General features: G+C 40.0%; 21 protein-coding genes. 7 read left to right on the forward strand and 14 right to left on the reverse strand.

Annotated elements, in window-relative coordinates:
* Window positions 1-44: 44 nt before the first annotated feature.
* From WG954_RS00445 to WG954_RS00465, 5 genes are all read right to left on the reverse strand, one after another.
* A complete protein-coding gene (locus WG954_RS00445; RefSeq protein WP_340432511.1) occupies window positions 45-512 on the reverse strand; it encodes a GNAT family N-acetyltransferase in 468 nt (155 codons plus the stop codon).
* Window positions 509-1,357, reverse strand: coding sequence for a prephenate dehydrogenase (locus tag WG954_RS00450; protein WP_340432513.1), 849 nt, complete (start codon window positions 1,355-1,357; stop codon window positions 509-511). Before WG954_RS00450 ends, WG954_RS00445 begins: the two co-directional genes overlap by 4 nt.
* Window positions 1,358-1,377: 20 nt before the next feature.
* Window positions 1,378-2,532, reverse strand: coding sequence for a pyridoxal phosphate-dependent aminotransferase (locus WG954_RS00455; RefSeq protein WP_340432515.1), 1,155 nt, complete (start codon window positions 2,530-2,532; stop codon window positions 1,378-1,380).
* A gap of 1 nt (window position 2,533) precedes the next feature.
* Complete coding sequence (locus WG954_RS00460) at window positions 2,534-3,358, reverse strand: prephenate dehydratase (protein WP_340432517.1); 825 nt, start codon at window positions 3,356-3,358, stop codon at window positions 2,534-2,536.
* A gap of 419 nt (window positions 3,359-3,777) precedes the next feature.
* Complete coding sequence (locus tag WG954_RS00465; protein WP_340432518.1) at window positions 3,778-3,960, reverse strand: hypothetical protein; 183 nt, start codon at window positions 3,958-3,960, stop codon at window positions 3,778-3,780.
* A 142-nt stretch (window positions 3,961-4,102) separates the two neighbouring features.
* Here WG954_RS00465 and WG954_RS00470 point away from each other — a divergent pair, with 142 nt between their 5' ends.
* Window positions 4,103-4,669: an RNA polymerase sigma factor gene (locus tag WG954_RS00470; RefSeq protein ID WP_340432520.1), complete on the forward strand. Its 567-nt coding sequence runs from the start codon at window positions 4,103-4,105 to the stop codon at window positions 4,667-4,669.
* A gap of 1 nt (window position 4,670) precedes the next feature.
* Window positions 4,671-5,774 carry a S1C family serine protease gene (locus WG954_RS00475; RefSeq protein WP_340432522.1) on the forward strand — a complete coding sequence of 368 codons (1,104 nt, stop codon included), beginning with the start codon at window positions 4,671-4,673 and terminating at the stop codon, window positions 5,772-5,774.
* Window positions 5,775-5,849: 75 nt separating this feature from the next.
* On the opposite strand, the gene WG954_RS00480 is transcribed toward WG954_RS00475, so the two are convergent.
* The 5 genes from WG954_RS00480 to WG954_RS00500 form a co-directional block, all read right to left on the reverse strand.
* Window positions 5,850-6,335, reverse strand: a complete 486-nt coding sequence (locus WG954_RS00480) for a DUF3276 family protein (RefSeq protein ID WP_340432524.1) — start codon at window positions 6,333-6,335, stop codon at window positions 5,850-5,852.
* Window positions 6,336-6,447: 112 nt separating this feature from the next.
* Window positions 6,448-8,268 (reverse strand): ABC transporter ATP-binding protein, encoded by a 1,821-nt coding sequence (locus WG954_RS00485; RefSeq protein ID WP_340432525.1) that lies wholly within the window; start codon window positions 8,266-8,268, stop codon window positions 6,448-6,450.
* Window positions 8,269-8,378: 110 nt separating this feature from the next.
* Window positions 8,379-8,807, reverse strand: a complete 429-nt coding sequence (locus tag WG954_RS00490; RefSeq protein ID WP_340432528.1) for a CBS domain-containing protein — start codon at window positions 8,805-8,807, stop codon at window positions 8,379-8,381.
* A gap of 98 nt (window positions 8,808-8,905) precedes the next feature.
* Window positions 8,906-9,400: a cupin domain-containing protein gene (locus WG954_RS00495; RefSeq protein WP_340432530.1), complete on the reverse strand. Its 495-nt coding sequence runs from the start codon at window positions 9,398-9,400 to the stop codon at window positions 8,906-8,908.
* Window positions 9,401-9,493: 93 nt separating this feature from the next.
* Window positions 9,494-9,940, reverse strand: a complete 447-nt coding sequence (locus tag WG954_RS00500; protein WP_340432533.1) for a hypothetical protein — start codon at window positions 9,938-9,940, stop codon at window positions 9,494-9,496.
* Window positions 9,941-10,127: 187 nt separating this feature from the next.
* Between WG954_RS00500 and WG954_RS00505 the strand changes: the two genes are divergently transcribed.
* Window positions 10,128-10,283 (forward strand): hypothetical protein, encoded by a 156-nt coding sequence (locus WG954_RS00505; RefSeq protein ID WP_182801924.1) that lies wholly within the window; start codon window positions 10,128-10,130, stop codon window positions 10,281-10,283.
* Between the two features lie 148 nt (window positions 10,284-10,431).
* Here WG954_RS00505 and dnaK read toward each other — a convergent pair whose 3' ends face one another.
* Window positions 10,432-12,342 (reverse strand): molecular chaperone DnaK, encoded by a 1,911-nt coding sequence (dnaK, locus tag WG954_RS00510; RefSeq protein WP_340432536.1) that lies wholly within the window; start codon window positions 12,340-12,342, stop codon window positions 10,432-10,434.
* A gap of 470 nt (window positions 12,343-12,812) precedes the next feature.
* Between dnaK and WG954_RS00515 the strand changes: the two genes are divergently transcribed.
* The gene (locus WG954_RS00515; RefSeq protein WP_340432537.1) at window positions 12,813-14,543 is read left to right on the forward strand and encodes a tetratricopeptide repeat-containing sensor histidine kinase; all 1,731 of its coding nucleotides are present in this window, start codon (window positions 12,813-12,815) and stop codon (window positions 14,541-14,543) included.
* Between the two features lie 77 nt (window positions 14,544-14,620).
* A complete protein-coding gene (locus WG954_RS00520) occupies window positions 14,621-15,883 on the forward strand; it encodes an aspartate kinase (protein ID WP_340432538.1) in 1,263 nt (420 codons plus the stop codon).
* On the opposite strand, the gene WG954_RS00525 is transcribed toward WG954_RS00520, so the two are convergent.
* From WG954_RS00525 to hppD, 3 genes are all read right to left on the reverse strand, one after another.
* On the reverse strand, window positions 15,884-17,830 hold the full coding sequence (locus tag WG954_RS00525; protein ID WP_340432541.1) for a T9SS type A sorting domain-containing protein: 1,947 nt from the start codon (window positions 17,828-17,830) through the stop codon (window positions 15,884-15,886). It abuts the gene before it with no gap.
* 80 nt (window positions 17,831-17,910) lie between these two features.
* Complete coding sequence (locus WG954_RS00530; RefSeq protein WP_340432543.1) at window positions 17,911-19,083, reverse strand: L,D-transpeptidase family protein; 1,173 nt, start codon at window positions 19,081-19,083, stop codon at window positions 17,911-17,913.
* Between the two features lie 91 nt (window positions 19,084-19,174).
* Window positions 19,175-20,305 carry a 4-hydroxyphenylpyruvate dioxygenase gene (hppD, locus tag WG954_RS00535; RefSeq protein WP_340432545.1) on the reverse strand — a complete coding sequence of 377 codons (1,131 nt, stop codon included), beginning with the start codon at window positions 20,303-20,305 and terminating at the stop codon, window positions 19,175-19,177.
* 224 nt (window positions 20,306-20,529) lie between these two features.
* Here hppD and WG954_RS00540 point away from each other — a divergent pair, with 224 nt between their 5' ends.
* Complete coding sequence (locus WG954_RS00540) at window positions 20,530-21,654, forward strand: 5-(carboxyamino)imidazole ribonucleotide synthase (protein WP_340432548.1); 1,125 nt, start codon at window positions 20,530-20,532, stop codon at window positions 21,652-21,654.
* A gap of 131 nt (window positions 21,655-21,785) precedes the next feature.
* The gene (locus tag WG954_RS00545) at window positions 21,786-22,829 is read left to right on the forward strand and encodes an efflux RND transporter periplasmic adaptor subunit (RefSeq protein WP_340432550.1); all 1,044 of its coding nucleotides are present in this window, start codon (window positions 21,786-21,788) and stop codon (window positions 22,827-22,829) included.
* Window position 22,830 lies beyond the last annotated feature (1 nt).

Here is a 22,830-nt window from a genome sequence, read left to right on the forward strand (position 1 = left end):
TATTGGTTGTAAAGTTAAGTTTTATGTTGCGAACACTTGTTCTGCTATCTGGCTGCTGTTGTGTCACTCACTTCAGCGTTCTTTTTCCAATCTTCTTTTTTCATTTCAAACTTTATCTCACCTTTTCCATACACACCTTTTTCAATCCATCCCTGCCTGCGATAGAATGTTTCTGCTCTTGTACCGGGGCTTGTACTCAACCACACCGTTTCATTTGTTTGACTGAAATACCAGTTCATCATCAGATCATGTAACTGCTTGCCGATTCCTTTTGCTTCACAGCTCGGGTCAACAAACAACGCCCAGATATTATGATCTACTAAATCAGCAATAGAAAATCCAACCACCACATCATCAATTACACAAACCCAACCTTTACCTCTTCTTGTGATGTAATCTTCCACATCTTTATCTGGCACCAATGCAGGATTGCTCAACACATTTTCTTTTACAGCGTTGCGTACAACCTGTATCTGCTGAATATCCTGTATCGTTGCTTCACGATAGGTCATTTGATGATGCGTCTTATTTTGTTTGCGTGTTCAATTAAATTTTGTAAGTCTGTTCCTTTATCATCTCTGATGCTGTCTCTGAATTTTGTCAACTGTTGTATATGTTCATTCAACACATCCAGCACATTTACTTTATTCTGCAAAAAGATCGGCACCCACATAGCCGGATTACTTTTTGCCAAACGAACCGTACTTTCAAAACCTGCACTCGCCATTTCGAAAATGGCATTGTCTTCTTTCTCTTTTTCCAAAACTGTATTTGCCAAAGCAAATGAAGTGATGTGTGAAATATGACTTACATACGCTGCATGCAGATCATGTGCTTTTGCTTCCATGCTCAGCAGGTGCATGCCTATTTTTTTGTACATATATTTTGTCCACTCCAGTGCATCGAGATCGCTATCACCTTCATTGCAAATGATCACTGCTTTATTTTCATACGCACCACGTACTGCTGCTGCCGGACCGCTGTACTCCGTACCCCACATGGGATGCGTTGCAACATAACGTCCACGTTTTGGATGGTTTGCTACTGCTTCCGTTAATTGTGATTTGGTAGAACCCAAATCAACAACAATCTGCTGATCTACTTTATCAAGAATAGAAGGCAACAATCTCACCATGAGATCAACCGGAAAAGCAAGAATCACTACGTCGCTTTGTGCAATGGCTTCATCCAATGGCAATATTTCATCTACCAGTTCAAGTTCTAAAGCTTTTGATTCATGTTCTTTATTGGCATCAGCACCAATCAAACGTGATGAGATCTTTTTCTCATGCAGCTGAATGGCAAGTGAGCCACCAATTAAACCCACACCAATGATTGCAATACGTTTACGTTCCATACTTTTTCACTTTTGACCTTTTACTTTTGACTTATACGAGCAATTGCTTCTTCGAATCTTGCAACCGGCGCACACAAACTCACCCGTATGTATCCATCACCTGCATTTCCAAAAATGCCGCCCGGTGTAATAAATACATTACTGTTATACAATACTTCGTCACTCAACTCATAGCCGGTTTTATATTTCGCTGGGATCTTTGCCCATACGAACATACCAACCTGATCTTTTGAATACACACAGTTCAACAGATCCAATAATTCAAATACTTTTTCTCTGCGTTCACGGTAAATTTTGTTTACTCCATCATACCAATCTTTGCCAAGATTCAATGCTGTTGCCGCAGCCAATTGCACTGGCAGAAACATACCGCTATCCATATTACTTTTAAAACGAAGCACTTCATCAATACGTTCTTTTGCTCCGCTCAGCATACCCACTCTCCAACCCGCCATATTCTGACTTTTGCTGAGTGAGTTTAATTCCAGCACACAATCTTTTGCGCCATCAATACTCAATAAACTCATCGGATGCTCATTCAAAATAAAACTGTACGGATTATCATGAATGATGAGGATACCTGTTTTCTTTCCGAATGTAACCAGTTGTTCAAATAATTTCCTGTCGGGCAACTGTCCGGTTGGCATCTGCGGATAATTCACAAACATCAATTTCACTTTTGAAAGATCAGCTGCTTCCAATGCTGTAAAATCAGGTGCATAGTTGTTGTTTTCTTTCAAATCGTAATTCACCGAAACCCCACCTGCAAGTTTTACAGCACTCCTGTATGTTGGATAGCCCGGATTCGGCACCAATACTTCATCGCCTTCATTTAAATACGTCATACAGATATGCATGATCCCTTCTTTGCTACCAATGAGCGGAAGAATTTCAGTATCAGCATTCAAATCAACATTGTACCATTTCTTATACCAGTCACTCATAGCCTTGCGTAACACAATTGAACCCTTGTACGATTGATAAGCATGTACATTCGGCTTCGCACTTTCTTCCTGCAAGGTTTTAATTACATCCGGGTGCGGTGGTAAATCGGGGCTGCCAATACCCAGATTGATGATTTGTTTACCTTGCTTGTTCAGTTCATCGATTTCCCGCAACTTCTGCGAGAAATAATACTCACCAATACCATCCAATCGTTTTGCTGTCTGTATCATATTAAACTGTCTTTCCGTTTTTATATACACCATAGATTTTCAACTCAACAGTTGAAGGTTTAATTGCTTCAATTACTTTCTGAAACTGCTCAATGGTTTCAAATTCCATATCTGCATGAAAGCTGTATTTAAAATCTGTCCCGGGTATCGGGAAACTTTGCAGCTTACTTAAATTAATGCCACCATCTGCAATTTGTCCCAGCACTCTTGCTAAACTTCCTTTTGAATGATCGGTTACAAAATTCACCGATGCTTTATTGGCATGTTCAATAGATCCGTTTTGTTCACGTTGTAAAATGAGGAATCTTGTATAGTTGTTCTTCATGGTTTGAATGGCCGGAGCAATAATGTTCAACCCATATAATTCTGCAGCCAGTTTACTTGCAATGGCTGCAATATGCTTGCTCTTGTGTTGATGGATATGTTTTGCACTCAACGCCGTGTCTTCTGTTTCAACCAACTTCCATTTATACTTATCCAAAAAATCGTAACACTGCTGCAAAGCCATCGTGTGCGAATGCACTTCCTTAATGTCTTCCAGCTTTACTCCCTGGTTAACGATCAGGTTTTGTTTGATGTGCAGATACACTTCGCCAACAATCACCAGGTTACTTTTCTGTAATAAATTATAGTTGGGCAAAATGCTGCCGGCAATAGAATTTTCAATCGCCATCACTGCGCCGTCGCTTTCTTTTTTATTGGCGCCGATCTTTACCACCTCCCTGAACGTTGCACAGGGGATTACTTCCACATCCTTTCCAAAGAATTGTCTTGCCGCTTCCTGGTGAAAACTGCCTTCGTAACCTTGTATCGTAACTTTTGCCATAATGCTTAAAATGAAGAATCCCGACCTTTTGGCCGGGATTCTTTATGTTGATTCGTTTCGTTCGTTTAGTTCGCATTCAACAACAGGAGTCCCGGCTTCATTCTAAAATAAAAGAAGCTAAAATAAAAGAAACGGTATCCTTTGTTGATTGTCATCAAGTCAAAAATAAACCAGAGCAAGCATAAAACAAGTGTTAGTCGTAAAAAAAATCTGTGCAACCGTTTGGAGCAAGTTCAGGAACTATTAGTTTTAAATTGATGGTTGAAGTAAAAACGGTTGATTCAAGACACGAAAAAAGCCATTCCAGGAATGGAACGGCCGTTAACGATTGCTTGCCATATGAAAATCTTTATCCTCGGGCTTAGTCACTACCCGGCAAGCTGGGATTTTCTTTCTTCACGAAAGCCCAGGGTAACTAATTACTTTTTAGTTGTGTCAACTGCAGCTGGAGCTGTAGTATCTTTCGCTGTAGTATCAACGATAACTGGAGCAGTTGTGTCAGCAGGAACTACAACTGTTGTGTCAGTAGTTGCTTCTTTTTCACCTTCATTGTTACAAGCTACAAAACCGAGGATAGCGAACGCTAATAAAACCTTTTTCATTCTTTCTAATTTTTAAAGTTTAAGATAATTATCAGGGATTAATACAGGAAGCGGGAAAAGGTAACCCGGTTTTTTTAAAAAATATTTTTAGCCGTTCTTTGGGTTACAATTTGCCCTTTTGGGTATTAAAATAACACAGCTAGTGAAACCTGAGATAAACGAATCGGAATTATTGGAAGGATTGGCCCGTAACGATAGAAAGGCGGTTGAAACCCTATATAAGCAGAACTATAGTATGGTTCAAGCGTTTATACTGAACAATAACGGTACAACAGACGATGCAAGGGACGTTTTTCAGGAAGCTATGATCGTTCTTTATGAGAAGGCAAAAAATGGACAACTGGAGCTGAATTGCCAGATCAAAACTTATGTTTACTCGGTTTGCAGGCGGCTTTGGTTGAAACGTTTACAGCAGTTGCAACGTTTTGGGGCTCCGGTTGAAAGTTTAGAAGATGTGGTACCGGTTGAGGAAGAGCTTGAAGAACATGATCGTAAAAACGAAGCGTTTGGGGTAATGGAAAAAGCACTGAACCATTTAGGTGAGCCCTGCAAAAGTTTACTGGAATCGTATTATATCCAGAAAAAACAAATGCTGGATATTGCCGCTGAGTTTGGCTACACCAATGCCGATAACGCCAAGAACCAAAAGTATAAGTGCCTTATGAGACTAAAGAAGTTATTCTTTGCTCAATATAAAAAAGTGGACTGAGATGGATGAAATTTTACTATTAGATGCAACTGAGCGTTACCTCAACGGCGAAATGAATGCCGAGGAGAAAGCTATGTTTGAGAAACTTCGGGAAACAAACCAGGAAGTTGACCAGATGGTAGTGGAGCATTCGTTTTTCCTGCAGCAGTTTGAACGTTACGGTGGTGTGAGGGAAATGAAACATTCGTTGCATGAGGTGCACAACCAATTGCTCCAGGATGGAGAGATAAGAGAAGAGGTACTGTCAACCAGCGCTAAAGTGGTGAACATGTGGAAGCGTTACAAACGAACCATGACCATTGCTGCTTCTATAGCAGGTATTACTGCTATCTCTATCAGTGGAATGACGTTGCTGTTTACTCCAAAAAGTAACAATAAGCAGGTACAGGAGTTAGTGAATACGGTGAACGTGATCAAGGAGAAACAAAGACAACAGGATAACCGTATCAATCACATAGCCAACGCAACAAAAATACCTACCGGAACTTCTGTAACAGGATTTGGTTCTGCATTTTTAGTTGATGGCAAAGGCTACCTCGTAACCAATGCACACGTATTGCGAAATGCAAAAGGTATTATCGTATTAAATAGCAAGGGTGATGAATTCAAAGCAATCATTGTAAAAGTTGATGCAGCAAAAGATATTGCTATTCTCAAGATCGTAGATAAAGACTACAAATCACTTGGTACACTTCCGTACGGTATCCGCAAATCATCAACCGATATTGCTGAACCTATTTTCACACTTGGTTATCCACGTAATGAAATTGTTTACGGTGAAGGTTACCTGAGTGCCAAAACAGGTTTTAACGGAGATACTCTCAGTTGCCAGATAGCTGTTGCGGCTAACCCCGGTAACAGTGGTGGACCGGTATTTAACAAGAATGGTGAGGTTATTGGTATCCTGAGTACAAAAGAAACAAAAGCTGATGGTGTTGTATTCGCCATCCAATCGAAATATATCATTGAAACCGTGAATCAATTGAAAAAAGATGATTCAACCATTGAGCTGAAACTGCCTTCTAAATCTTCAGTAAAAGGAATGGGTGCAAGCGAACAGGTGAAGAAGATCCAGGATTACGTTTACATGGTGAAAGTATATTGATGTTTTTCTGTCCGGTTATGAAACTAAAAACCCCCAACTAGTTGGGGGTTTACTTTTATCAGTCGGTTTCGGTTCTTACCATTTATCAACCTCTTCGTTAGCGAGGTTATCGCCACTTGTTGCAGGTACTTGTTCAACTGCAGGTGCAGCAGGTGCATCCTGAACAGGGGCCGGAGTTGATGCCGCAGGTGCAGCAGTTGCTACAGGCGTCCCATTTGACGATTCAATTGCCTCATTATTGCTGTATTCACCATCGCCACTTGATGGAGCATCTTCATGGTTGAATGCATCAAAATCAAAATCGGGCATTAATTCTGTTTTCACATAATCAACCGCTTCATTCAATCCTTTAATAAACTTGTTGAAGTCTTCTTTGTACAGAAAAATCTTATGACGGTCGTACCCTTCACCCGTAAAACGTTTACGGCTCTCCGTAATGGTGAGATAATAATCGTTGCCACGTGTAGATCTTACATCAAAGAAATACGTTCTTCTCTTACCAGCACGGATGCGCTTGCTGTAAATACTTTCCATCCGTTTGTCATTGTTTTCGTACGCCACAGTTTTTAGGTTTTAGTTTGCAATGCTTTTTTTCAAACAGCGACAAAGATATATTTCTTTTCGATTTGGCAAAATTTTCCAAAAAGCTTCAAACGACGTTGATTTTCACCTCTCAGGAAGGAGTTTCCTCGAGCTGTTGGCGATTGTATAAATCAGCATACAAACCCTGCTGCTGCAGCAATTGCTCATGCGTTCCCTGCTCAGCAATCCGGCCTTTGTCCATCACAATGATCCGATCGAATTGAAGAAGGGAAAATATACGATGGGTAATAACGATGGCCGTTTTATGTTGCAGGTAAGTTGCCAGATGTGTAAGTATTTCCTTTTCAGTCCGGGCATCCACCGCATTCAAACAATCATCCATAATAATAAGACCAGGATCTTTCACCAATGCACGGGCAATAGAAATACGTTGCTTTTGTCCGCCACTAAGTGTTACACCCCTCTCCCCAACCATTGTTTGGTATCCTTGTGGGAACGATTGAATATCCCGGTGCACCGATGCAGACATTGCTGCGGTTTTAATTTCCTCCTCAGTATTATTCCCTGTTCCAAATGCAATATTGTTCGCAATGGTATCACTAAACAGAAATACCTCCTGTGGTATATAACTTACCTGGCTGCGGTAATGCTGTAATTCCAGTTGCTTTATTTCAATACCATCAATCCGCACAGTTCCTTTTGATGGGTCATAAAATCGAAGTAGCAATTGCGCAATGGTTGATTTGCCTGAACCTGTGCGACCAATGATGGCCACCTTCTCCCCTTTCTTTATGTGAAGGTTGAAATCTTTCAATGCAACAATACCGGTGTGTGGATATACAAAACTCACGTTTTCGAATTGCACATCACCTTCCAGTTTATTTTTTATACCGTCAACAGGTGTTGGTATAGTTGTTTTTGTAAGTAAAAATTCATTTAACCGTTGCTGTGAGGCTGCTGCCCGTTGAATGGTACTGGCCACCCAACCGATGGCACTCACAGGAAATGCCAGCATCGTGAGATACATAATGAAGGCAGCCATATCGCCGAAATTGATCTGGCCTTCCATATATTTCAATCCACCCACCAATATAACCAGCAATGTGCTGATGCCAATGATAAGACCCATGATGGGGAAATAAATAGCTTCAACTTTATATAACCCTGTTGCACTGTTTCGGTATTGTTCACTATTGGTTTCAAAGAAACGCAGCATGGCTTTTTCCTGTACAAAAGATTTAATGACTCGAATGCCAGAATATGATTGCTGTGCGTTGGTAGTGAGATCAGAAAGCTTGGCTTGAACCTCTTCGCTCTTTTTATGAATGATGTTGTTTACAAAATAAATAGTGATGGCAAGGATAGGCATTGGTGCCAATACATACAATGACAGCTCTGCATTCTTCTTCACCATATAAAATACACTTAGAGAAATAAGCGCAATGAGGTTGATGAGATACATGATGGCAGGACCAGTGTACATACGCACCCTGCTCACATCTTCAGCCATGCGATTCATGAGATCTCCTGTTTCATGGGTCTTATAGAAGTTAGCATCAAGTTGCAGGTAATGTTGAAATACTTCGTTTTTTTGATCGAATTCAATATGCCTGCTCATCACGATGATGGTTTGCCGCATCAGGAACATAAAGAAACCCCGCAACACAGCAAACAGTAACAACATTGCAGCAAGCATTGCCACAATACCTGTTGGCGACATCGACATTTTTTCGATCCCGTTAACAGTAGCAACTACCAGCCAATCATCTTGCCGGAGTAAGCCCTTGGGAGTGCTGCTTGTTAAGAATGCCTGTACCTTATCAATAATATAGCCGGTTACCTGCGGTGCTAATACCGCAAAATAGTTGGAGATGAAAATGAAAATAATACCCAGCAACAACCGCCACCTGTACTTCCAGAAATATTTATTGAGATACGAGAGATGTTTCATGCAGCGGCAAAGTTACACACGGAAAGGCCACGGCAAGACCGTTCATCAAATGATGGAATAGTTTAACGGAATGTTTTCTTTGGCCGTTACTGACTGCCGGCTATTAAAATTTATGATTGGATATAATTCTGCAACTGTTCAATTGTTTCCTTCTGCGAAAGGATGGTTTCTGTAACCACATCATTAATTGATATAATACCAGTTACCTGATCGTTCACAAACACAGGCAGGTAACGGATATTACTTTCGCTCATAATGTGCATGCAGGTTTCAATAGAATTTTCAGGGGTAATGCGTGGCAAACCTGTGGTCATAATATCTTTTACAAATGTTTCGGTTGATGATTTTCCTTTCAGGATAACCTTACGGGCATAATCACGCTCCGTCATTACCCCAAGGTATTCACTTCCCTCCATCACCATAACCGAACCGATATTTTTTTCGGCCATTAACTGCAATGCATTGATAACAGGCAAGCCTGGTTCAACTGAAATAACATTTTTGCCTTTGCGCTGGAGTATATGCGAAACTTTTCTCATTCTATACGGGTTTAATTCAGGTTTAAGTTAATGAAAATCCATAAAAAAAGATGTGCAGATTTTACAACACATCTTTTCATTTTATCAGCTAGTTACTTCTACCTGCCAAAATCATCCTGCAAACGAACGATATCATCTTCATCTGAAGGATTTGCTGTATCGGTGTGCTGCCATATCTCAGCAATTACACCCCAATCTTTTAATCCAACCAAACGATGGCGCTGACCGGTCGACAGTACAATAATATCTCCCGCTTCAAATATATTCACTTCTGTTTCTTCATCGGTATCACTCATTACAACACCCACTTCTCCTTCAACCACACGCCATATCTCAGCACGACGATGATGGTATTGCCATGATAAGCGTTTGCCAGGTTCTACTACCAGAATCTTTGGGCTGAGTTTATTACCCAGCATTAAATCTTCTTTTTTATAAGTAGGAAAGTATGTTTCAATGAAAAGATCGGCCTGGCTTTCATCCAACACAAAAAATCCACCCCATGGACGGCTGAAATCAAATGAATGAATGCGAAATCCATCCTGCTCAATATACCGCTGCTGTTCTTCTAAAAATTGCTGTTTGTCGCTCATATATAAGTTTGTTTCGAAGTAAAAATAAACCAAGGACGTATCAGGGCAAAAAAAAACCCTCAAACTGAGGGTCTTTTTTATAAGTAGATTGAATTAAGCTGCTATCGCTATCAACCAAAGGATAAAGAAGATCACTGCTGCCAGCCATGCTAGGCCAGACAGGAACCAAACGAATGGAACAAACCATCCAATGATTGCCAAAACAATTGCAACCAATGCGAAAATGATCCACAAACGAAGCATTTGTCTTTCATCCTTTATATCAATTGACTTGCCTTTGTTGAGTTGTTTGCTCAATTTCTTTTGTGCCATTTTCAGAGCAATCTTCTGGCCGAATGTCATTTTCTTGCCAGTCATTTCTTGGACTTTTGCCGGAGTAAGGGCCAGGAATGCATCCATATTGGTTGCTTTTACTTTTTCTATGGTGGTTTCAACACCAGCTTTTGCATTGTCTGACGCATTTGCAGGAACATAGATAATGCCTGCATAAGAAGAAACACTGAATACGGCTGCTAATAGGACGATGATAATCTTTCTCATAGTAGAGCTTTGTTTTTTGGTTAATAATGGCAGCAAAGTACTGAAAATGAATTAATAAAACCAATAACATATACATGTGATGTTACAAATGGCCTACAGGAAGTAATTATGGGCAGGTGAATTGAGATTTTCTACAGTACTTTTCTGTTCACTCCTCTTCCCTTATCTTCGCAAAAATTTTTAACGCATGGAAAAGAAATCATCTGCATTAAACTGGATCTTGTTTTTTGTTTCTGTAGCTGCTTGTGTGATATTTTACTTTACTCCGGCTTTTGCCAATTACATCACCGCAACTTTTCCTTTTATCTGTTATTACTTCGTAAAGGCGCTGGACCTTATTTAATTATTAGTGTAACTTTATTATAAATGATTGCCCGTTGCTGAATAGCGACGGGTTTTTTAATGCTCCCATTTTCTTCATAATAGAAAAGCCCCGACAAATTTGTCGGGGCTTTTCTATTATAATTAATGCTTCAATTCAATTGAGCGGCTTATTTCACCTCTTCAAACTGTGCATCTTCTACATTATCACTTTTCGGACCTGCTGAAGCATCCGGACCGGCACCTCCATCAGCACCAGGTTGCGCACCCTGTGCCTCCTGTGTTGCTTTGTACATTTCTTCACTTGCTGCTGTCCATGCCGTGTTCATTTCTGTCATAGCTGCATCAATAGCTACTAAGTCCTGTGCTTTGTGAGCATCTTTCAGTTTAGTAAGAGCAGCTTCAATAGGTGCTTTCTTATCAGCTCCAATTTTATCGCCGTACTCTTTCAACTGCTTTTCTGTTTGGAAGATCAAACTATCAGCCTGGTTGATCTTTTCTACTTTTTCTTTTTCTGCCTTATCAGCTGCTTCGTTGGCCTTAGCTTCATTCTTCATCTTTTCAATTTCTTCCTTGCTCAAACCACTACCTGCCTCAATACGGATCTTTTGTTCTTTACCTGTGCCTTTATCTTTTGCACTTACATGCAAAATACCATTAGCATCAATATCAAAAGTTACTTCAATTTGAGGAACACCACGTGGAGCTGGCGGAATACCATCGAGGTTAAACATACCCAAGCTCTTATTATCCTTACTCATCGGACGCTCTCCCTGCAATACATGGATTTGTACACCAGGTTGATTATCGGCCGCAGTAGAGAATGTTTCACTTTTCTTAGAAGGAATAGTTGTGTTGCTGGCGATCAACGTCGTCATTACACCACCCAAAGTTTCAATACCAAGACTCAGCGGAGTAACGTCGAGCAACAATACATCCTTCACTTCACCGGTTAATACCGCACCCTGAATAGCTGCACCAACTGCTACTACTTCATCAGGATTTACACCACGGTTTGGTTTTTTACCAAAGAATTTCTCAACGATCTCCTGCACTTTAGGGATACGTGTACTACCACCTACTAAGATTATTTCATCAATATCGCTGGTAGAAAGACCTGCATCTTTCAATGCGGCTTCGCAAGGCTTCAAACAACGGGTGAATAAATTATCAGCTAATGCTTCAAATTTTGCACGGGTTAATTTTAATACAAGGTGTTTTGGAACACCATCAACTGCTGTAACATAAGGCAGGTTGATCTCAGTTTCGCTTGAAGAAGACAATTCAACTTTTGCTTTTTCAGCAGCTTCTTTCAAACGTTGTAAAGCCATAGGATCTTTACGCAGATCAATTGCTTCCTGGTTTTTAAATTCATCAGCCAACCAATCGATGATCACTTTATCAAAGTCGTCACCACCAAGGTGTGTATCACCGTTAGTAGATTTTACTTCAAATACACCATCACCTAATTCCAAAACTGAAATATCGAATGTACCACCACCAAGATCAAATACGGCGATCTTCTGGTCTTTGTGTTTTTTATCGAGACCGTAAGCCAATGCCGCAGCTGTAGGTTCATTCACAATTCGACGAACATTTAAACCTGCAATTTCACCGGCTTCTTTTGTAGCCTGGCGTTGTGCATCGTTAAAGTAAGCAGGCACGGTAATAACCGCTTCTGTTACTTCCTGTCCCAGGTAATCTTCAGCTGTTTTCTTCATTTTCTGAAGCACCATTGCTGAAATTTCCTGCGGCGTATACAGTCTGCCATCTATGTCAATACGAACGGTATTATTGTCACCTTGAGACACTTTATAGCTCCAGTGTTTGATCTCTTCGCCCACTTCGTCAAACCGACGACCCATAAAACGCTTCACGGAGCTAATAGTATTAATTGGGTTTGTGATGGCCTGGCGCTTTGCAGGATCACCCACTTTACGTTCACCGTTTTTCAAAAAAGCCACTACCGACGGGGTTGTACGGCGCCCTTCATCGTTTGCAATTACAACAGGCTCGTTCCCTTCCATGACGGACACGCAGCTATTTGTTGTACCTAAGTCGATTCCTATAATCTTTCCCATGATCTGGATTGTTTTTAAGTTCACTTACTCTACTCAATGATAATGCCATGGGTGCCGAAGGTGAAAAAATGGCAGAAACGGAAACGTATATCCTTTCTTGTTTCACTATTTAAGAGATCCAGCAATCGCTTTAATGGACAGGCATTTTGATTATTTACCAACCCGGGTGGTCTATTTCCATTAAACTAAGCTCATTTTACAACTGTTAGCTTTACTTTTTTTACCTTTCCCTTATTCAGTTTTTCAAAATTACCCAAAACCAGTTTTCAGCATTGTACCGTTACCTATTACTCTTACTTTTCCCACTGTGCTTATTAACAAAAGTTATTGCTCAAAAGAATGACTCTTTGTTAATGTTACTAGAACGGTCAGATATACATGACACAACACGTATCAACAGCAACAATATCATAAGCAGAAACCTTGCATATGTTAAGCCCATTGAGGCGCTTTCTTTTACTCAGAAGGCAATGGAGCTTTCTCTCAGGATTAGTTATAAAAAAGGTATTGCTGAATCGTACCGTAATCTCGGCAGCATTTATACCTATTTTGGCAGCTATTACCATACGGTATTTAACCTCCAAAAGGCAATTGAAGGTTATCGGGAATTGCACGACTCTGTAGGATTGGCAAATTGTTATATTTCAATGGGGCATATGTACCGTTACTTGAACGACATACCGAAAGAAATAGCCTATCATAAATTATCATATGAAATCCATTCACGGCAAGGTATACTTGAAAGAATAGGCGTTACGGCCCATAACCTTGGAGAAAGCTACTTTAACAACAAGGAACTTACAAAAGCAAAAGATTTAACGGAACGGGCTATCGGCATCAATAAGTCAATAGGCAATGTACAAGTTCTCTCCTCCTGCTATAAGGTAATGGGGAAAATCCTATTGGCTGAGAATAATGCAGATGAAGCTGAAATATACTTCATCAAAATTCTACAGATCTCCGATTCACTGAAAGACAATTCGCAAAAAATTGCCACCATTGAAGCTTTTCTGGAACTGGCAACAATCAATAAATTAAGGAAAAATTTAAAACATGAAGAGTTTCACTTGCATGAAGCTGCATCATTTGTATCACATTACAAACTTACACGTTACACAAGACAGATTTATCTGAACCTGATAGATCTGTATACCAGAACTAACCAGAAAAGCAAAGTACTTGAATACACTTCAAAATTCATACAAGTATCTGACAGCCTCGCAAAAATTGAGATGCGTGATAAAAATCAATTGGTTGCAGGCTTTACCAAAATGTATAAGGTTGAAAAAGAAAACAGTGCCCTTGAGATTGAAAACAAACTAAAGGACGAACGTGCAAAACAAAAAAATATAATTCTTTATTTTATTGGTGGTTTCTCCTTTATTACAATAATCCTGCTTCTATTACTGATCAGGACAATTAAAAAAATTCGTACTACCAATGAACAATTGGAACAAAAGAATATTATTATTGAAAGCCAGAATGAAAAACTGGCAGAATTAAATCATACAAAGGATAAATTTTTCAGCATTGTATCGCACGATTTACGTGCACCACTTAATGCTGTTTCCTCGTTTACTCATTTTTTATTCTCGGGTCAATTAAAAAAATTGCCCGATGAACAAATGCAAGAGTTAGTAACAGAATCGAAAAACCTCATTGATAATGCACGTAAATTAACCGATGACCTTATTACCTGGGCCCAGCTACAAATGAAAAAAGCAGAAGTACATCCTTCGTTATTTACAGCAGCAGATGTAGTAGATGAAACGATAGCTGTCTTTAAAGAGCCGTCGGCAAAAAAACAAATAACCATCAGCCATACAATTGATGAAAATATCAATTTGTTTGCTGATAAAAATCAATATTTATTTATTATTCGAAACATTATAAACAATGCAGTGAAATTTACAACAGCCGGTGGCACTATCAGTATTACCGCTGCAACTGATGGCATTAATTCTACGGTATCTGTTACCGATACCGGAACCGGGATGAGCAAAGAAGTATCAGATTCTATTTTTACGGTTGGAAAGGTGGCCAGTAAAAATGGTACCGAAGGTGAAATGGGCACCGGTCTCGGGTTAATTATTGCTCAGGAATTTGTTCATCTCAATAAAGGAGAAATAAAAGTATTCAGCGAGTTAGGAAAAGGCAGTTCATTTTCTGTTACAGTACCCTCTTACGAATTTAAATTGTAAGGTCATGGCTATAGTGCAGTAACAAATATCATCAGACCATAGCTCTGCCCTATCTTTGCCAATCAATTTTCAAATGCATGCGTGTTTTCAAATTCGGTGGTGCCAGCGTCAGTAACTATGAAAAAGTGCAGAACCTTGGCAACATCCTCAAACAATTTCCTGATGAGCAATTGATGATCGTTATTTCGGCGATGGGCAAAACAACCAACGCATTGGAGAAAGTAGCCGAAGCTTTTTTTGCTGGCAAGAAAGAAGAAGCATTGCAATTGTTCCGTGCAGTGAAGCTTCAACATCTTGATGAAGCAAAGTATTTGCTCGTTACACATTTCAATCCGTTGATGGTGCAGTTCAATAATTTCTTTACGGAAGTGGAATGGCTGTTGCATGATCAACCGGTTCGTGATTATGATTATTATTACGACCAGATCGTTTGCCTTGGTGAATTATTGAGCACCTCCATTGTAAGCGCATACCTTAATGAAATTGGCATCAGCAATCAATGGATCGATGTTCGTGACGTATTCCGTACCGATGATAATTTCCGTGATGCTGCTATTGATTTTTCATTTACACAACAACAAGTAAATACAATCATCAAACCTTTATTTACAATCAACAATATTGTGGTGACGCAGGGTTTTATTGGTTGTACTGATGAAAATGAAAGTACCACACTTGGTCGTGAAGGAAGTGATTATACTGCTGCGGTATTTGCATATATGCTCGATGCAGAAAGCGTGTCCATCTGGAAAGATGTAAAAGGTGTAATGAATGCTGATCCGAAATTATTTGCCGATGCACAATACATCAGCGAATTGAATTATGATGAAGTAATTGAAATGGCATATTATGGTGCACAAGTGATCCATCCAAAAACCATTAAGCCACTACAGAATAAAAATATTCCGTTGTATGTAAAATGTTTTGCTGATGCAAGCTTACCCGGCACTGTTATTCATAACAACCCCGTAAAGAATCTGCCGCCGATCATTGTCATCAAACAAAACCAGGTATTGCTGCAACTGCACACGAAAGATTTTTCCTTTATTGGAGAACAACCCATGAGCGATCTGTATGAAATAATGGCGAAGCTGCACATTAAACCCAATCTTATTCAAACACATGCCGTGAATTTGCAGTTGTGTATTGATGATCGTACTGACAAAGTGGAGAAACTTGCATTAGCTGCCTCCGATGAATTTGATGTCCAAGTGGAGAAGGGATTAACGTTGCTCAGCATCCGGCATTACGACTCTGAAACCATTGAGCGGTTAACAGCAGGAAAAACAATTGAATTAAAACAGCAAAGCCCTGAAACGGTGCAGATGCTATTGTTGTAATTATTGCTTCAGCAGTTTTGCTGAGTACGAACCATCTTTATTTTCTAAACGAATATTATAAATTCCAGCAGGTAAGTGTTTCACCGAAACAACAGTATTGATTTGCGATGATTGAATAAATAGTTGTTGATTGATGACTTGTCGACCAGTTATATCGGTTACAACTACATATGTTTTACCAGTGAAATTCGCTGGCAATTGAATTGTTACATCATCGTTTGCAGGATTGGGATAAAGATGAAATGTTTTTCGTTCCGGCGCTTCAATAAATACATGATTCGAGTATTGTCGTTCGCCGTTCAACGCATAAAGCACAAGACGATAAGTTGCATTGGAGCTTGTTTCTTCATCTGTATAAAAACCATTTACAGTTGAAGGGTTAATTTGTTCAGCTATTTTTTTAAACTGTTCATTACCTGTTTTTCTCTCCAATATAACTTTTTGAACGTTTTCAACATTCGTCAATGTCCAGTTTAGTTGAATAGATCGGTTGTTTCGCTTACCAGTAAATTGTTTCAACAGATCAAGTGGCAAAATAGAACAGTCGATAGTATTGGTTCCTTGAGGTGCGACGAAACCTGATTGAACAATACCAGCGGTTCCAGCAGCAGCACCGTTGGGTAATCCCTCACACGATGGATTATGTGATGGTGCATTTTTGATAATACCGCTTGCACCACCACTTACATTAGTTGTAATTGTACCTGGTAAAGTTCCACTGTGCCAAATAACACCACCACCACCACCACCACCGGGACCTGGGCAAGCAGTCTGAAAACCAGCGTTGCTGCCATTTGCCCCCCTTGCTTGTATAATTGCACTGCCGGTATAAGCCGTTATGTTTAGCATAACCGCGCCGGCGCCACCACCGCCACCACCGCCGTCGCCATTGGCTTCTGTTTTAACCGGTAAGCCAGGATTTACACCCTGCGCTCCGTTTGCTGAGATAGTAAACCCATTTCCGACTAATTCGTTTGCTTTAATAAAAATCAATCCACCTCCATCTCCACCAGGGGTTCCTTCAGAAACTGAAGCGCCACCATAATCATTATTACTTTCTCCGTTTCCTCCGGCACCACCTAAAAAAACTCTATTGTTTGAGGATGAATATCCAAATCCACTCAAAGCAAGGCCGGGTTCGCCATGCACTGTGGCAACACATGTCACTGATTTATTCCCGCCATTACCACCAGCCGCATAATTCGATCCACCACCACCACCGGTATTATCTTCATTCCCACCACCACCACCATTTGCCTGCTTTCCCCTCCCATATTCTTTATTACTGATAAATGCTGCAATACCCTCTCCTTTGGGGGCTCCTTCGTTTCCTATTAAGCCGTAATACCAAGCAGTTTCAGAACCACAATGATATGTTGTGTTTCTAAACAGTGGCCCGCCTTTAAATCCTGCACTATCGGCACTGATATTTGCATTCAGTGTAATTGTACCCGTTGCTTCAAAAGCAATAACTCCTCCAGTTTCAGAAGCGGGATTCCATTCTGTTGCTAACAATGTACCAGCAACTGTAACATCTGTAAATACGGGTACACGTATCACCTGAACGCTCGAAACATCATACGTATTCAATAAATGGTTGCTTAATACAATTGTGTTATTCAAAAACCCACATATAGATGAAAATTCATACTTACCTGCATTTCCGACATTTGCGATTGAACTGATATTTCCAAAACTTGAAGTATTTGTTTGATCAATCGTTGCTCCCTTCATTTGAATGATAAGGACACGATCACCCGTTGAAAGGCCAGCAATACTTTCCAGAGTGATTCCTGTGTATGAGTAAGAATTGTGTGTGCCGTTGACAATAGCCGTTACGTTATGATAACTGTTTATAACACCGGATATAGATTGCCCCTCGCTTCTTTTTGGAGATAAAAAAGCAGTTAGAGATAAGCAGGTAATTATAAACTGTCCAAATTTCATGTGGTGGGTTTTTCCACGGCGTACAGATCGCTTTACATGAATGCTGGATGTTGGGTTTTGTGGTTCGAACTCGAAAGATACTATAAATCTTCGGGTGCTGCAATATTGAGGTTCTGAATCAGCTTTGTATTTACAGGCTGGCCATCTTTAGTAGCCGGTTGCCATTTCAATTCTTTTTCAAATTTTTCTTTCACTACTCTGTTCAATTCGGCATGGCCACCACGAATTACCGTTGCTAATGCAGTGTTGCCATTTTTATCAACAATGAATTCAACCTGCAGAGACATTGAAGCATTTCCTTCCAAATATGGAACAAGAGATTGACTTAAATTAAATAACCATTTTTGTAAGGCTGCATTACCATCTTTATGAAAAGGAACACGATCAACCTTTTCTTCTAACGCCCAGGCAGCATATGGATTTGCCTTATTGTTGGTTTCAATTACTTTAATACGCTTTACTTTCGGTGTTTCAGGATTTGTGGCCACTACATAACTGCCATCCTTTGCAATTAGTACCGTAGGCAGCTGATGCGTGTCTTCAAAGAATTCATATGCATCTTTGATCTGCTTTGCAAACTCCTGAACATCCTGCTTGTTTTTTGTTTTGGTCACAAGCTGCTCCATGCCCTTTTGATTATCGTATCGAACGGGGTAAATATGAACCGGGATAAAATCCTGCCCCTGATCTTTTACAACTGATGCGAGATAATACACTTGCTCAATCAACGAATCTGTCAAGGGCAAACAACCAATGGTTACACAGTTGCCATGAATGTAAATATCGCCACCAGGTTTGGTATGATCACTTAAAATAGCATCAGATGCATTAGGATAATTTAAACCCAAGGCTAAATGATAATTACTGTTGGGTTTAAATTCATTTATATAATAGAAACCTTCGGGAATCTGCTTATCGCCTTCTTTACGCTTTGGTCCGTAGGTGCCGGATGTGGCACATACCTTGTATACTTTGAAGAGTTCAAATTTTTCGTCCCAGTCGTTCTTCAGCCACACTTCCAATTGCTTTTCGTGTTTAAAGGCACGCACATACATGTACTTTAAAGGCCATTGAAAACCTTTGTCTTTTAACTCTTTTCGTAATGAATCTTCTACTTTGGAAAATATACCAGCACCTTTAAAGCTACGTGCGGCAGAGACGGTAGCACTACTCCCCTCATATGGCGATTGTGCAGATACACCTGTTACGCACAGGCTCAAACTAAGAATAAGTAAAAGGCTTTTATTGAGCATACTGGATTTGTTATGAACGGACTGTTGTCAAAAATATTTCAATTTGTGGATAAATTCAAATGAAAAGGGGCAGTAAAACTGCCCCGTAAAATTACAGATTTCCTCTGGCTTCCTGCTCTCTTTCTATTGCCTCGAACAAGGCTTTAAAGTTTCCTTTACCAAAACTCTGGGCCCCTTTACGCTGAATGATCTCAAAAAACAGCGTAGGTCGGTCTTCAACAGGCTTGGTAAATATCTGAAGTAAATATCCTTCATCATCCCTGTCAACCAGAATACCTAATTCTTTCAACGGTGCAAGATCTTCGTCAATATGGCCAACACGATCGAGAAGATCATCATAATAGGTAGTAGGGACCTGCAAAAATTCTATTCCTCTGCTGCGTAATTCAGTAACCGTTTCTACAATATTATTGGTAGCCATGGCCACATGTTGCACCCCTTCGCCATTATAATAATCGAGATATTCTTCAACCTGTGATTTCTTTTTCCCCTCTGCCGGTTCATTGATGGGGAACTTTACATAACCGTTTCCATTGCTCATTACTTTACTCATCAAAGCTGAATATTCTGTTGAGATGTCGTTGTCATCAAAGCTGAGAATATTGCGAAAGCCCATAACATTTTCATAAAACCCTACCCATGGATTCATTTGGTTCCAGCCAACATTACCAACACAATGGTCAACATATTGCAAGCCCGTTTCTTTTACTTTGAAATACGGATTGCTCCACTCCTTGTAACCGGGCATGAACACGCCTTTGTAATCTTTGCGTTCAATAAATAAGTGAACTGTATCGCCATAAGTATGAATACCACTGATAACAACTGTTCCATGATCATCGGTTAAGGTTGTTGTTTCCTTATAAAGTTTTGCACCACGGCTGGTTGTTTCATGCAAAGCCGAAGCCGCATCGTCAACCTTTAAAGCCAATGCTTTTACGCCATCGCCATGTTTATAAATATGATCAGCCATTTCATTATCCGGACGCAATGGTGTGGTGAGCATCAGCGTAAGTTTGTTTTGACGTACCACATAACTTGCCCTGTCTTTGATACCTGTTTCCGGACCGGCATAAGCCAATGGTTGAAATCCAAATGCTGAAATATAAAAATGAGCGGCCTGCTTGGCATTGCCTACATAAAATTCTACGTAATCAGTTCCGTGCAACGGAAGAAAATCTTTTTGTACAGCCTGTTGTTTGTTAACAGCAATTGTTGACATGATTGTTGATTTTAAAATTCAATAAAAGAGGAACAAATCAGGTTCAAAGAACAGAACCTTTCTCAAACAATCAGTTGGAGTCAATCGCCAATACTTCCATCAGCAAACAGTAATTGCTGCGTTTATCGTGGAAGCGTTTATTGGCATAATCAGGGTGCATAGGGCAAAATTAAATAAAACCGGCAACTTCAAACAGAAACCTTCTAAGCAATTATCTTTGCCGCATGCAAAAAATCGGCATCCTCGGCGGCGGACAGTTAGGCCGTATGTTATTACAGGCAGCAGCCAATTATCCTGTTGAAACATATATACTTGAAAATGATGAGCATTGTCCATCGGCACATCTCTGTCATCACTTTACAAAAGGCGATATCAAAGATTTTGAAACCGTTTACAACTTTGGCAAAGGATTGGATGCTATCACCATTGAAATTGAAAGTGTAAATGTGGAAGCATTGGAAAAACTGGAAGCAGAAGGCGTAAAAGTTTTTCCAAAACCAACTGCTTTGCGCATCATCAAAAATAAAATTGAACAAAAGAAATTCTATCAACATCACCAGATACCAACATCTGAGTTTGTAATCACCGAAAACAAAGAAGAACTGAACGCATTGGTTTCTTTTTTACCGGCGGCACATAAAGTAGGCATGGGTGGTTATGATGGTCGTGGTGTTGAAATATTAAAAACAGCAAAAGATCTTGAACGTGGTTTTGATGCACCTGCAGTATTGGAAAAACTGGTACCCATTCAAAAAGAAATTGCCATGATCGTGGCAGTGGGACAAGATGGTGAAACAACCATGTACCCGCCAGCTGAAATGGTTTTTGATCCACATTTAAATTTGTTAGATTACCAGGTTTCCCCTGCCGAACTTCCTGAAAAAACATTCTGGAAAGTGGAAGCTATTGCCATGGCGGTTGTACGAAATCTTGAATCGCCCGGTTTATTTGCTGTAGAATTATTTGTTGATAAGAACGGCGATGTATTGGTGAATGAAACAGCCCCACGAGTACACAACAGTGGTCATCACAGTATTGAAGGAAATTACTCATCGCAATTCGATATGTTGTGGCGCATTATGCTTGGTTACCCACTTGGCTGTACCGATGCCATCATGCCATCCGTTATTTTAAATATTGTTGGTGAAGAAGGTTACAGCGGAGCTGCATACTATGAAGGTCTTGATGATGTATTGAAAATGGAGAATGCCTTTGTGCATATTTATGGCAAAACACATACCAAGCCGGGTCGTAAAATGGGCCACGTTACCGTTATTGGTAAAGACCGAAGCGAGCTAACATATAAAGCCAACCGCATCAAACATTTATTGAAAGTAAAAACGAAGTAAACGCCCCTTTTATTCATAAGAATTCGTATACAAGCAATTATTTCCGAAGACTAACCAATGTTTTTACCACTCATCCAACTGTAGGGGCATAAAATTGTTCTATGCTTACCTTTAGCCATTCTATACAACACATGAGAATAATTACATTGGTAGCAGCTGCCATATTCGTATTGGCAACAAGCTGTAAAGACGAAAAAAAACAATCCGCAGCACCACAGGGAGGCCGTCAGCAAGCACCGATGACGGTTGTTGGTTATATCGTTAAAACAGGATCTGTAAGCGAGCCCGTTCAACTTCCCGGTTCACTTTTGCCGATGGAAGAAACACAGATACAGGCTGAAGTAAGTGGTCGTGTAGTTTCACATTCCATTAACGAAGGGGCTTACGTTAATAAGGGAGCATTGCTGGTAAAATTGTTTGATGGTGATCTGCAGGCACAATTAAAAAAGCTCCAGGTACAATTACAAATCGCTGAAAAAACAGAAGAACGCAATAAAGAGTTGTTGAAAATTAGTGGTATCAGTCAGCAAGATTATGATCTTAGTTTTTTACAGGTGAGCAATATTAATGCAGATATTGAACTGCTGCGTACGAACATAGTAAAAACAGAGATTCGTGCACCATTTAATGGCAAGATCGGTTTCAGAAATATTTCAAATGGCGCATACATCACTCCGGCAACTATCATTACCAGTCTTCGGCAGTTAAGCCAAATGAAACTGCAGTTCAGCGTTCCTGAAAAATATACTTCCAAAATACGCATCGGTCAAACCATCAGCTTTTCAACTGAAGGTAGCAGCAGAAAATTCCTGGCAAAGGTGTATGCAACTGAATCAACTGTAAGTGAAACTACACGTGGTTTAAATGTGCGTTGTATGGTGCAGCAAAATGATGCCGCATTAGTGCCTGGTTCCTTTGCAAAAGTAGATATGGACTTTGCAAGAAATGACTACGCTATCCTTGTTCCATCGCAAGCCATCCTGCCACAGGCAAGAGGTAAAAAACTGATTTTATACAAAGATGGTATTGCCAAATTTGTAGATGTCCAAACAGGTATTCGTGATTCAGCCAACGTAGAAATTACAAGTGGCGTTGTTCCTGGTGATACTATTATTACAACCGGACTTCTCGGTTTAAAACCAGAAGCAAAAGTGAAACTCTCAAAAGTTCAATAAT

Origin of the sequence: Lacibacter sp. H375, from assembly GCF_037892425.1 — a bacterium.
Lineage (GTDB): Bacteria > Bacteroidota > Bacteroidia > Chitinophagales > Chitinophagaceae > Lacibacter.

Coding starts and splice junctions, on each gene's coding strand:
- WG954_RS00465 (WP_340432518.1), bottom strand. CDS start 3,960: ATGAAAAAGGTTTTATTAGCGTTCGCTATCCTCGGTTTTGTAGCTTGT.
- WG954_RS00530 (WP_340432543.1), bottom strand. CDS start 19,083: ATGCTCAATAAAAGCCTTTTACTTATTCTTAGTTTGAGCCTGTGCGTA.
- WG954_RS00450 (WP_340432513.1), bottom strand. CDS start 1,357: ATGGAACGTAAACGTATTGCAATCATTGGTGTGGGTTTAATTGGTGGC.
- WG954_RS00520 (WP_340432538.1), top strand. CDS start 14,621: ATGCGTGTTTTCAAATTCGGTGGTGCCAGCGTCAGTAACTATGAAAAA.
- WG954_RS00485 (WP_340432525.1), bottom strand. CDS start 8,268: ATGAAACATCTCTCGTATCTCAATAAATATTTCTGGAAGTACAGGTGG.
- WG954_RS00505 (WP_182801924.1), top strand. CDS start 10,128: ATGGAAAAGAAATCATCTGCATTAAACTGGATCTTGTTTTTTGTTTCT.
- WG954_RS00445 (WP_340432511.1), bottom strand. CDS start 512: ATGACCTATCGTGAAGCAACGATACAGGATATTCAGCAGATACAGGTT.
- WG954_RS00525 (WP_340432541.1), bottom strand. CDS start 17,830: ATGAAATTTGGACAGTTTATAATTACCTGCTTATCTCTAACTGCTTTT.
- WG954_RS00475 (WP_340432522.1), top strand. CDS start 4,671: ATGGATGAAATTTTACTATTAGATGCAACTGAGCGTTACCTCAACGGC.
- WG954_RS00540 (WP_340432548.1), top strand. CDS start 20,530: ATGCAAAAAATCGGCATCCTCGGCGGCGGACAGTTAGGCCGTATGTTA.
- WG954_RS00545 (WP_340432550.1), top strand. CDS start 21,786: ATGAGAATAATTACATTGGTAGCAGCTGCCATATTCGTATTGGCAACA.
- dnaK (WP_340432536.1), bottom strand. CDS start 12,342: ATGGGAAAGATTATAGGAATCGACTTAGGTACAACAAATAGCTGCGTG.
- WG954_RS00460 (WP_340432517.1), bottom strand. CDS start 3,358: ATGGCAAAAGTTACGATACAAGGTTACGAAGGCAGTTTTCACCAGGAA.
- WG954_RS00490 (WP_340432528.1), bottom strand. CDS start 8,807: ATGAGAAAAGTTTCGCATATACTCCAGCGCAAAGGCAAAAATGTTATT.
- WG954_RS00500 (WP_340432533.1), bottom strand. CDS start 9,940: ATGAGAAAGATTATCATCGTCCTATTAGCAGCCGTATTCAGTGTTTCT.
- WG954_RS00495 (WP_340432530.1), bottom strand. CDS start 9,400: ATGAGCGACAAACAGCAATTTTTAGAAGAACAGCAGCGGTATATTGAG.
- WG954_RS00455 (WP_340432515.1), bottom strand. CDS start 2,532: ATGATACAGACAGCAAAACGATTGGATGGTATTGGTGAGTATTATTTC.
- WG954_RS00515 (WP_340432537.1), top strand. CDS start 12,813: ATGGAGCTTTCTCTCAGGATTAGTTATAAAAAAGGTATTGCTGAATCG.
- hppD (WP_340432545.1), bottom strand. CDS start 20,305: ATGTCAACAATTGCTGTTAACAAACAACAGGCTGTACAAAAAGATTTT.